General features: G+C 64.1%; 7 protein-coding genes. 2 read left to right on the top strand and 5 right to left on the bottom strand.

All coding sequences use genetic code 11. From position 1 onward, the window contains the following. Window positions 1-38: 38 nt before the first annotated feature. On the top strand, window positions 39-881 hold the full coding sequence (locus XCC_RS21995) for an acid phosphatase (protein WP_011039297.1): 843 nt from the start codon (window positions 39-41) through the stop codon (window positions 879-881). 779 nt (window positions 882-1660) lie between these two features. Further along, complete coding sequence (locus XCC_RS22000; RefSeq protein WP_011039298.1) at window positions 1661-4705, top strand: TonB-dependent receptor; 3045 nt, start codon at window positions 1661-1663, stop codon at window positions 4703-4705. Between the two features lie 91 nt (window positions 4706-4796). Here the strand turns inward: XCC_RS22000 and mnmE are convergent, their stop codons facing one another. From mnmE to rpmH, 5 genes are all read right to left on the bottom strand, one after another. After that, window positions 4797-6137 (bottom strand): tRNA uridine-5-carboxymethylaminomethyl(34) synthesis GTPase MnmE, encoded by a 1341-nt coding sequence (mnmE, locus tag XCC_RS22005; RefSeq protein WP_011039299.1) that lies wholly within the window; start codon window positions 6135-6137, stop codon window positions 4797-4799. 22 nt (window positions 6138-6159) lie between these two features. Continuing rightward, entirely contained in the window at window positions 6160-8865 is a 2706-nt protein-coding gene (locus XCC_RS22010; protein WP_011039300.1) for a polysaccharide deacetylase family protein, read from the bottom strand. A gap of 89 nt (window positions 8866-8954) precedes the next feature. Beyond that, a complete protein-coding gene (gene yidC / locus XCC_RS22015; RefSeq protein WP_011039301.1) occupies window positions 8955-10676 on the bottom strand; it encodes a membrane protein insertase YidC in 1722 nt (573 codons plus the stop codon). A gap of 15 nt (window positions 10677-10691) precedes the next feature. After that, the gene (gene rnpA / locus XCC_RS22020) at window positions 10692-11138 is read right to left on the bottom strand and encodes a ribonuclease P protein component (RefSeq protein WP_011039302.1); all 447 of its coding nucleotides are present in this window, start codon (window positions 11136-11138) and stop codon (window positions 10692-10694) included. Window positions 11139-11176: 38 nt separating this feature from the next. Further along, a complete protein-coding gene (rpmH, locus tag XCC_RS22025; protein WP_002805908.1) occupies window positions 11177-11317 on the bottom strand; it encodes a 50S ribosomal protein L34 in 141 nt (46 codons plus the stop codon). Between the last annotated feature and the right edge of the window lie 202 nt (window positions 11318-11519).

The following is an 11519-nucleotide window of genomic DNA, read 5'->3' on the forward strand; positions in this document are numbered from 1 at the left end:
TGCGCGTTCTTCCCGTTGTGTCGTTTGAGGAGTGTTCCATGCCGCAGCGCCGTGCTCGCTCGTTCCATCGGACGCTGACTGGCGCCGCAATTGCCACATTGTTGATCGGCAGCGGCCTGGCGAGTGCGCGGGAGAAGCCTGCCTCCGCAGGTTCGGTGATTGCTACCGACGCACGTGGTTATCTGCAGAAAGAGCAATTGCCCGACAGCCTGCAGCTGGTTCCGCCACCGCCGCAGGATGGCAGCGCCGCGCTCGCCAACGACGAGGCAGTGGCCAAGGCGATGCTGCAACTACGCGGCACACCACGCTGGGACCTGGCCACGCGCGACGCCGCGCTGGGCTTCCCGGCGGCGGTTGGCCACTTCAGCTGCGCATTGGGCGTGCAGATCGACCAGGCCACGACGCCACACCTGCTGCGCCTGCTCGAACGCAGCCTGCGCGATGCCAGCACCAGCACCAGTGCGGCCAAGGGGCGCTACCAACGCCCGCGCCCGTTCATGCGCAACAATCAACCGATGTGCACCCCGGCCGACGACGACAGCCTACGCAAGAACGGCTCCTACCCGTCCGGTCACACCGCCATCGGCTGGAGCTGGGGCCTGATCCTGGCCGAACTGGCACCGGCCAGGCGCGATGCCCTGCTCGCTCGCGGCCGCGCCTTCGGCGACAGCCGCCTGGTCTGCAACGTGCACTGGCAAAGCGACGTCCTGCAGGGCCGCATCATGGGCGCCGCCACCGTCGCGGCACTGCATGGCAACGCCGAGTTCCAGAACGACCTGGCCGCCGCCCGCCGCGAGATAGCCAAGGCCACGCCGGCGAACTCCACGACATGCGCGGCAGAAGCCGCCGCCCTGCAGACGGTGTTGCCGGGCGTGCTGTAGGCCACATCGCAGTGATGCGCGCCTGCGCGATGTGCAGGTCGCAGGCATGCAGCCGAACACTGCGGCTCGCAGCATTCGTCGATTGGCGCATGCAGGCATGAAGGCATGGGGATGCCTGGGCTCTGAGTCGATGGGCAGACTATCTGGCGCATGCGTGCAGCAGTGCGTTGCCCGCTCTAACGCTGGCAATAGTGCCGTTTCCACTGGTTACTTGTTGACCGCTGCCTTGGCGCATAGCCGCCGAGATGCTGGTCATGCGCGGCATTAGCGATCACAGAGCGTTGGCCTGGCATAGGCGCCTGCAACCCACCATCCGTTGAGCACAGCAGTTGGCGGCCTCTTGGCAGGTGATGCTTCCGCAAGAGATGCGAGAGACCCGCTTGGTCGACCTGCGGGCGTGTTCTCCCGGCACTGACTCGCCCAGCTGTCGCACCACCTCGCTGAGGTCGAAAGGCCAGCGCGCACTGGCATGCCTAGATGCATCATCTGGCGTTTGCCACAACTCCTGGCCCTTAGGCACTTCCGCAGCAGCGGCAAATACTTCATTCGCATACAGCATTTGCTCGAACGAATCCCGGCCCGAAAGCATCGATCTCGTTAAAAGTTCCCGGAAGATGACATCTCTGTAAATCCTGGGTTAATCTTCAGACAAGCTTCAGGAAGCTGACATCCGTTCAGGTTGTTCAGGCGATCCCTGAAGTGCAGTTCCCCTCGACTGCGATCGCAGTCGAGTCCCACGTCTGCAGTGTCCGTGACCGAATTCATCAGGAGAGAGAGGAATGACGCGTCCAGGGGTTCGTAGTGTGTTGTGCAGGAACATCAAGCGCAGTGCCTTGAGTCTTGCGTTGGGGATGTGCGTCGTCGGTGGGGTGCAAGCGCAGAGCGCAGTCGGCTCGATCTTCGGTAGTGGCCAGCCAGGAAGTACGATCGCCATCCAGAGCCCGCAGACCGGCGTCAGCCGCTCGATCACCGCGGGCGCGGACGGGCGTTTCACTTTCAGCCAATTGCCACCGGGCAAGTACGTGATCACCGCCGATGGGGTGACGCGCGAGGTGGACGTCAAGGTCGGTAGCGGCTCGCAGGTATTGCTCGGCAGCGATGCCAAGACACTGGACCGTGTGGAGGTCGTGGGCGTACAGGCCTTCAATCCGATCGACGTGTCGTCGGTGGAATCGACCACGGTGTTCACGGCCGAGCAGATGGTCTCGCTGCCGGTGGCCAGTGATGTGTCGTCGGTGGCGCTGCTGGCGCCGGGCGCCGTTCGCGGCGACAGCGGCCTGGGCGCAGGCAATCTGGCCTCGTTCGGCGGCTCCTCGGTGGCCGAGAACGGCTACTACATCAACGGCTTCGACGTGACCAACATGCGCACGTTCCTGTCCTTTGCCAACATCCCGTTCCAGGGCATCGGCCAGCTGCAGATCAAGACCGGCGGCTACGGTGCCGAGTACGGGCGCTCGCTGGGCGGCATCGTCAGCATCGTGACCAAATCCGGCTCCAACGACTGGCATTACGGCGCCAGCGTTGAATGGGCACCGGACTGGGGCGCTGCAGCAGCCAAGAACGTGCGCGAGCGCGATCCCGATGCGTCGGACCCGCTGTACCAATACCGTAGCGATGACCAGTTCGACAGCACCATCTATTCGGCCTACGCCAGCGGCCCGATCATCAAGGACCGCTTGTTCTTCTTCGCAATGGTGGAAGGCCGCCAGGAGACGGAAGACAACTTCTACGCGCTGACCAGCCGGCGTGTCAGTGACACGACGCCGCAGGGCCTGGTCAAACTCGACTGGTACATCAACGACAGCAACCTGGTCGAATTCACCGGCATCTACAACCAGGCCAAGACCAAGTACCGCACCTACGAATACGACACCGACGCCAACGGCGATAACCGCTACAACGTTGGCAGGCACGAAGTGCCGATCGAGCAGTACGAGATGGAAAACGGCGGCAAGGTCGGCATCCTCAAGTACACCGGCTACTTCACCGACAATTTCACCGTGTCGGCGCAATACGGCTATTTGAGCAACCTGATCGATTCCCGCTTACCTGCCAATCCCGCCGGCGGAGAGTGCCCATGGGCGTACAGCTTCGGCCTGACCACCAGCGTGATTGACCGCTATATCGGCTGCAACCCGGGCACGATCACGACCATCGCTGATCTGGATGCCGAACCCGATGAAGACGTCCGCAAAGCCTTCCGCGTGGATGGCGAATGGGTGCTGGGCGAGCACCGACTGCGCTTTGGCGTGGATCAGGAAAAATACGAATCCAGCCACCGTGGCCAGACCTACGCCGGCGGCATCAACTGGGCGTACTACACCGTGCCGGGCAATGCTGTGGCAACCGGCGCGTTTGCCGGACAGCCGGGGCGTACGGTCAACGGTCAGCTCGTGCCGCGCGGTGCGCTGTATGCACGCTCACGCGTGTATCAGACCAGCAGCTCCAGCTACGAGAACACCAATAGCGCGTTCTATCTGGAAGACAACTGGCAGGTCACCGAGAACTTCCTTGCCGTGCTCGGCTTGCGCGGCGAAAAGTTCGAAAACAAGAACGGTGATGGCATCGCCTGGATCGAGTCCGATTACAAGATGGCGCCGCGCCTTGGCTTCTCCTGGGATGTGCTCGGCGACGCCAGCCTGAAGCTATTCGGTACCGCCGGCCGCTACTACATTCCGGTGGCGACCAACTCGAGTATCCGTGCCACCGGTGCCGAATCGACCGTGTCCAACTGGTACTTCGTCAATGGCTGGAGCGAAGCCGATGGCACGCCGGTGGGTCAAGGTGCGCAGATCGGCCAGACCCAGGCCAATGGCTCGCTCACTGCGCCGAATCCGGCCTCTGTCGCATCGACCAACCTGTCGCCGATGTACCAGGACGAAGTGATCCTGGGTGGCCAATTGCAGCTGACCGAGAACTGGATGGCGGGTGTGCGCATGATCCGCCGCGAAGTGAAGTCAGGCATGGACGACACCTGCACAACCAACCCCTGGATTGACTGGGCCGCGGACAATGGCTATCCCGATTTCGATCCGGGATCCGTGCCGAGCTGCTACTTCCTCAATCCAGGAAGCGATGTCACCCTCAATGTCGATTTGAACGGCGATGGCGAAGTCGAACTGGCCACCCTGCCTGCCTCGTACCTTGGACTACCTGAGTACCGTCGCCTCCACACGGCACTGGAATTCTTCTGGGAACGGACCGGCGAGAAGTTCAACTTCCAGGGCTCCTATACGTTTGCCAGGACACGCGGCAACGTCGAGGGCTACGTCAATTCCACGCTGGAACAGGAAGATGCCGGCCTCACTCAGGACTTCGACCACCGTCTGTTCACCGATGGCACCTATGGGCCGACACCGAACGATCGTCAGCACACGCTCAAGCTGTTCGGGGCATACAACCTCACGCCCGAATGGCAGTTCGGCGGAAATCTGGTGCTGCAGTCCGGCCGTCCGATCAACTGCCAGGGCTATATCCCGCTGGACGATATTCCGCAGCCTGACCAGGGCAATCTCAGCGGTTACAGCGGCTCAAGCTTTTATTGCTTGAACGCTGAAGGCACACGCGAGCTACGCCAACGTGGCGACGAAGGCCGCACACCGTGGACCTGGACCTTCGATCTGGCAGCGGCCTACATTCCCAATTGGGCCGACAACAAGCTGCGCATCAAGCTCGACGTCTTCAACCTGTTTAACAACGATCGCGTCACCGAGTACAACGAGTTCAGTGAGGCCTCGCGTGATGTGATCAGCCCGAACTACTTGAACGATGGCAATTACCAGACACCGCGCTCGTTCCGGCTGACGGCACGCTACGACTTCTGAGCGTGCGCATGATGAAGTGACCACAGCATCCGGCCTCGCAAGAGGCCGGATTTTTCATGGGTGGCGCATGAGCGAGGTCGCGGCCACCGCATTACTTCCCGATACAAAAACTCGAAAAGATCTTGCCGAGTAGATCGTCCGCGCTGAGCTTGCCGGTGATTTCGCCGAGGGCTTCATGCGCCAGGCGCAGTTCTTCGGCGGCCAGTTCGAGCTGCTCGTAGCGCAGCTCCAGATCTGCGGCGTCGGCATGTTGTTCGGCGCGGTGCAATGCATCGACATGCCGCGTGCGCGCTGAAAATTCGCCATCCACGCTTTCTATGCCATCGCCCAGCGCCAGTTCGCGCAGGCGGGTGTGCAGGTGCTCCAGCCCCTGCCCGGTCACCGCAGACACCGCGATCGCATCGGCGTCCATTGGCCCAGCCACAGCCAGCAGGTCGCATTTGTTGTGGATCCACAACCGGCGCGGTACCGCATCAATGGCATCGCCGAGGGCATCGCGCGCGGCCTGCGGGTCACGTGCATCCAGCACGATCAGCGCCAGGTCGGCACGCTGCAGTTCGGCGCGCGCGCGGCGCATGCCTTCGCGCTCGATTGCATCGCCGCCCTCGCGCAGGCCTGCGGTATCGACCAGGGTCAGTTCGAATCCATCGAGCTGGATCGCTTCATGCAAGGTATCGCGCGTGGTACCGGCAACATCGGTCACGATCGCCCGATCACTGCCGGCCAAGGCATTGAGCAAGGAACTCTTGCCGGCGTTGGGCGGACCGATGAGTACTGCGTGCAAACCATCGCGCAACTTGCGTCCACGTTCGGCATCGCGCAACAGCTGCGCAAGCAATGCGCGCGTGCGGGTGAGCTCCTCGCGCACCTGCGCGCCGCCCAGTGTGTCGAGGGGCTCGTCGGCAAAGTCGATCGCCGCTTCCACATGGATGCGCAACCGCGTGAGGCTCTCACTCACCGCATCCACGCGCCGCGAGAACACACCGTCGAGCGATCTGCGCGCCGCACGCGCTGCGCGCAGATCGCCGGCGGCGATCAGGTCGGCAATCGCTTCGGCCTGTGCCAGGTCGAGTTTGCCGTTGAGGAAGGCCCGCTCGCTGAACTCACCCGCACGCGCCTGGCGTGCACCCAGCGCGATGCAGCGGGCCACCAATTGCCGTAGCAGCACCGGGCTGCCGTGGCCCTGCAGCTCCACCACCTCTTCGCCGGTGAAGCTGTGCGGCGCGGGGAACCACACCGCGATGCCGTCATCGATCACCTCGCCCTGCGCATCACGAAAGCGCGCGTAACGCGCATGCCGCGATTGCAGTCCGGCGATGCCCAGCGCGGCGGCGATCTGTACAGACTGCGGGCCGGACAGCCGCACGATACCGATACCGCCAGTTCCGGCAGCAGTGGCGATGGCAACGATGGTGGAAGGCAAAGCATTCATGCGATGAGAGAACGAAGAGAAATCACAGGGTCTGCAACTGTGCGCGTGCCTGCTCGGCACCGGCACCTTGCGGCTGCAGGGCGAGATAGGTGGTGTAGGCCTTGCGTGCCTTCTCGCGATCGCCTGCCTTGGCATAGGCATCGCCGAGGTTGAGATAGGCCACCGCGCGCGAGGGATCGATCTTCAAGGTGTTTTCCAGCCAGCGTGCGGCTTCGGCATAGCGCTCCTGGCGGTAGTACACAAACCCCAGGTTATTGGCAGCCAATGCAAAGTCCGGCCGTAGCTTCAGGGCTTCGGCGAACTGCTCGGCGGCATCGGCGTAGCGTTTTTCCTTGTACAGCTGCAAACCACGTTCGTTGGCCAATTGCGCACGCTGCCGGTCGCTGCTCTTCACCGCGGTCGGCAGCACCAACGTGGCTTCGCCGCCCTGCAAGGTCTTGACCGTCACCGGCGCCGCGTTTGCCGGTACGCCGGCACTGACCGCAGCCGGGCGCACCGCATCCACGCGGCCATTGAGCGCGATCGCGGCCGCCGACAACTGCGCGGTATCGGCGGTGAGGAATTCTTCGCCACTCGGCACCTGGAACACAAACTCACCGCCCTGCGATCCCGGCAGGCTGCCGAATGCCGGCGTCTGTGCCGACACCGCAGACACGGCCGGCGCGACATACGCGGCCAGCTCGGTTCCGGTGATCAAGCCATCGCCATTGAGATCGCCCTTGCCGGCCAGCGCCTGCAACACCACCCAGGTGAACACCGAATGCCCGTTCGGGCCACTGTCGGCCACCTGTTGATCGGCGCCGCCGGCGGTGAGCATCTGGCGCGCGATACGGCGGGCGTTCTCACGCAGGTAGGCGCTGGAACTTGGGCCGCCACGGGTCAATCCCAAACCGCTGTAGCAGGCATCCATCACGAACAGCACGTGCTTGGCCTGCAGGCTTTCGGCGATGTTCTGCAGGTCGCTCATGGCGATCGCGTCATTGGCCAGATGCTCCGGGTCCGAATCCACCGGGATGATGTAGCCCAGGTCGCGCCCGGAGGCGAGCCGGCGCGTGGCGCCATGCCCGGCGAAGAACACGAACACGCGGTCGTTGGTCTGCGCGCGTCCATCGCCGAGCCGGTCGTGGAACGCGGCCAGGATGTTGTTGCGGGTGGCTTCGGCATTCTTGAGCACGATCACCTGCGACGACGGAAACCCCAACGGGCCGGTCAAGGTGTTGGCAATCGCCTGCGCATCGTTGGCGGCGTATTCGAGCTTGGGCCAGCGCGCGTAGTCGTCGATGCCGATCACGATCGCCCACGACTTGGCATAACCGGTGGTCACCGTTGCGGCCGCTGTCGCGCTGGGTGCGCGTGCCACCGAGAAATCGCGCCCGTTCCAGCCGGCAAACTGGTAGCCATCGGCAATCAGGCGATCCAGGATCTGCGGCAACGCTTTTACGGCGCGGTCGTGGATATCGTGGAACAGCACGATGCCGCGCTGTTCCTTGTTCACCTGGTCGAGCACGCGCTGCACGATCGATTCCGGCACCGGGTCGGCCCAGTCCATTGAATCGATGTTCCACATGATCGATTTCAGGCCCGCTTCGCCGAGCAATTGCAGCCCTTCGGCATTGCGTGCGCCATATGGAAACCGAAACAGCGGCGCGCGCTTGTCGTCCACCGCACGCAACAGCGTGTCGGTATCCAGCACCTGGCTGCGCAAGGCCGCACCGGTGGTCTTGGATAGCTGTGCATGGGTGAGGCTGTGATTGCCCACCGCATAGCCTTCTTCCATCAGGCTGTGGCTGATCTTGGCCAGCGGCGCCAGGGTCGGCTTGCCTTGCGCATCCAGGTTGCCCAGATTGCGCCCCACTTCGAAGAACACGCCGGGCACGTCGTAGCGTTTGAGGATGGCCACGATCTCTTCGGTATAGGCCTTGTGCGGGCCATCGTCGAAGGTCAGCACCACGGTCTTGGGCGGCAGGTCGCGGCCGAAGATCTCGCTCTCGCTGTCGCGCGCGGAGAACGGATACGGCTCCACCACGCCGTGGTCGCGCAGGATCTTTTCGCGCGTGTACAGCGTGCGCAGATGCGCCACGTAGTCGTCCCATTTCTCGCGCTTGGGCGTGATGGCGCGGCTGCGATCGAAGCGGCTGAAGATCTGGGTCAGCTCGGTGTTGTAGGTGCGCTCGATTTCATCCAGCGCCTCCAGGTCTTCGCCGATGCGCTGGTGCAGTTTCACCGCCGGCAATGCCGAATCGCGGCCAATACGCGCGTGCAAATCGCGCAGCACTTCGCGAAAGGCCAGACGATCGGCATCGTAGAGATCGGGCGCCGACTCGACGTCGTCCAGCACCGTGGCAAGGGTGGCAAAGCGGGTGGACGCCTTGGAGGCCAGCACGGTCTCGAATCGTGCAGCAATACGCTCGCGCTGCTCCAGGTTCTCATGGAACAACTGCTGGCCCACGCTGCTGGAGGTGGCACGGTCGCGCGGCGATTGCGCGGCCTCATCGGCCAGCAACACGATGATGCGGCGATGCCGGTCCAGCTGTTCGCGCAACTGCGCGATCAGGACGCGCGCATCTTCGGCAGCGGGATCGTTTTGCGCGGCCGGCGTGGCGGATGCGGCCGGCTTGGCAGCCTCCTGCCCATCGCGCCCGTCCTGCGGTTTGCCGCAGCCAGCCAGCAGCAACAGCCCCAGACAACTGGCGCACAGCAACAGGCGGTGCAGCGGCAAAGACATCACGAACGCATCCTTGGCAATGGTCAGCACGTGCGGTGGTGCACTGCGGGGGCACATGTACAAAGCCCGCCTTGCGGCGGGCCTTGTTCCACTTACTTGGCGTTGGCCTGGATGATCTTGCTCGGCTTCTCGCCGTGCTGGCGGATCATCCACCACTGGATCAGCAGACCCAGGCCACCGTTGACCACCCAGTACAGCACCAGGCCGGCCGGCATGAAGGCCATCATGACGCCGAACACCAGCGGCATGAACTGCATCATCTTGGCCTGCATCGGGTCCATGCCCGGGGTCGGGGTCAGCTTCTGCGTCGCCCACATGATGGCGATGTTGAGCACCGGCAGGATGAAGTACGGATCGCGCGCGGTCAGGTCCTGGATCCAGCCCAGCCACGGCGCCTGGCGCAGTTCCACCGATTCCACCAACACCCAGTACAGCGCGAAGAAGATCGGCATCTGGATCAGCAGCGGCAGGCAGCCACCCATCGGGTTGATCTTTTCCTTCTTGAACAGCTCCATCGTCGCCTGCTGGTACTTCTGGCGGTCGTCGCCGTAGCGCTCCTTCAACTGCGCCAGGCGCGGCTGGAAGCGGCGCATCTTGGCACCGGACTTGTACTGCGCGGCCGACAGCGGATACAGCGCCAGGCGCAACAGCACCACCAGGCCAATGATCGCCCAGCCCCAGTTGTGCAGGAAGCTGTGCAGATGGCTCAGCACCCAGAACAGGCCCTGGCCGATGATGGCCATGATCGAGAAGCGGCTGTAGTCGACCACGCGGTCCAGGCCCTTCACGTCTTCCTTGGCGAGCAGGCTGACCAGCTTCGGGCCCACCCACAGGCGCGCCTCGGTGCTGGCACTCTGGCCCGGTGCCACGGTGAAGGCTGGGCCACGCAGCTCGGCCACGTCACGCGGGCCATCCTGCGCCAACACGTACAGCGAGGCCTGGTCCTTCTGCGGGATCCACGCGGTGAAGAAGTGATGCTGCAGCAGGGCCACCCAGCCGCCGGTGATCTGGCGATTCAGGCCACCGTCGTCCATGTAGTCCTTGAACGCCCGGCGCTCATACCCTTCCTGCGGGCTGTACCAGGTCGCGCCGTTGAAGCTGAAGGAATCCGGGTTGGTCATGCCGCGGCTGAGGATGGTCGGCACCCGGCTCAGCTTGCGGAACACATAGCCATTCCACGCCGCATCGCTCTTGTTGATCACCTCATCCTTGATCGAGATCGCGTAGCTGCCGCGCTGCAAGGTGAAAATGCGGCGGATCGACACGCCATTGGGGCCGTTCCACACGAACGGCACTACCAGGGTGTTCTGGCCCTTGGCCAGCTCAAACGTGGTGCCCGGCTGCTCGGCACGGAAACCGCCCACGCCCGGCACCGGCGAGCGCTCGCTGGCCCAGCCGCTGGTGGCGTTATACGGATGCGCGGCGTCTTCGGTCAGCAACTTGACCGGCTCGGTGCCGTCCTTGGTCTGCGGGAACTGCAACAGCTCGGCGTCGAGCACGCTGCGGCCGTCCAGCTTCAGGCGCAGCACGTCCGAGGTCAGGGTGATTGCCGGCGCGGCACCGGTAGTAGCCGGCGTGGCCGTGGTGGTGCTGGTCGCCGGCACCGCGGCAGGGCTGCCGGCTTGCGGAATTGCCTGTGCCGACGGCACGTTCGCCGCGGGGGCCGCGGCGTCCGGATCGCGCGCCGCCGGGACCGCCTGCGAGGCGATCGGCGTCGGCGCATTGGCGGCCGCCTTGTCCTTGCCCCACTCCATCCACAGCAGTGCCGCGACCATCAGCCAGGCAAAAATCAGGAAAACACGGGTCTGGTTCATCGGGCAGCAACTCGCTCAGTCGGAACGGGGGTCCGGCTCTGTCGGGGAAAGGGAGGATGGGCGCGGTGCCCTGGCGGGCGGCATTGTGCCGGGCGCGGCAGGCAGGGGCAATGCGCCGGCACGGCGCAGCAGACGCACGAAGGCGTCGCGGATCTGTGGATTGGTCGCTTTGGCGGCCGCCGAACGGGCCACGATGACGTAGTCACCGCCGGCAAGCTCCGGCAGCAGGTGGCGCATGGCATCGCGCAGGACCCGCTTGATTCGGTTGCGTCCCACCGCACGCGTATCGACCTTGCGCGATACCGCCATGCCCAGGCGCGGCGGCGTCTCGCCACTGCGCCAGTGCAGGCTCAGCAACGGGTCCGAGGTGCGGCGCGCGGTATCGAAGACGACCGTATATTGCGCACGCGTACGAACCCGCGCAGAGCGAGGAAATCGCCTGCACGGGTTCGATGCGTTCACTGAAGGGATTGCCTCGGCCGCAGGGAGCGGCGCGGCAATCAAGCGCTCAGGCGCTTGCGGCCCTTGGCGCGGCGGCGAGCCAGGATCTTGCGGCCGTCGGCGGTTGCCATACGTGCGCGGAAGCCATGGTCGCGTGCTCGCTTCAGGTTGCTGGGTTGGAAAGTACGCTTGGTGGCCATGGGGCCCTCTGCATGGATGGAGACGAATAGAACCGGAAATTCTATAGGAGCTGTTGGGGCCGGGTCAACTCCCTGCTGGCTTTACCGCAAGTGACGGTGTGCATGGCCTGTGGATGGACCTGTGAATAACCCTGGGAAAACCCTGCCCCGGGTGCTAGTCTGGTCCATCCTCTTTTCATGACCGGGCTGCGAGCACGGCGCN

It is taken from the genome of Xanthomonas campestris pv. campestris str. ATCC 33913 (assembly GCF_000007145.1).
Taxonomy (GTDB): domain Bacteria; phylum Pseudomonadota; class Gammaproteobacteria; order Xanthomonadales; family Xanthomonadaceae; genus Xanthomonas; species Xanthomonas campestris.

Coding starts and splice junctions, on each gene's coding strand:
- XCC_RS21995 (WP_011039297.1), top strand. CDS start 39: ATGCCGCAGCGCCGTGCTCGCTCGTTCCATCGGACGCTGACTGGCGCC.
- rpmH (WP_002805908.1), bottom strand. CDS start 11,317: ATGGCCACCAAGCGTACTTTCCAACCCAGCAACCTGAAGCGAGCACGC.
- mnmE (WP_011039299.1), bottom strand. CDS start 6,137: ATGAATGCTTTGCCTTCCACCATCGTTGCCATCGCCACTGCTGCCGGA.
- yidC (WP_011039301.1), bottom strand. CDS start 10,676: ATGAACCAGACCCGTGTTTTCCTGATTTTTGCCTGGCTGATGGTCGCG.
- XCC_RS22000 (WP_011039298.1), top strand. CDS start 1,661: ATGACGCGTCCAGGGGTTCGTAGTGTGTTGTGCAGGAACATCAAGCGC.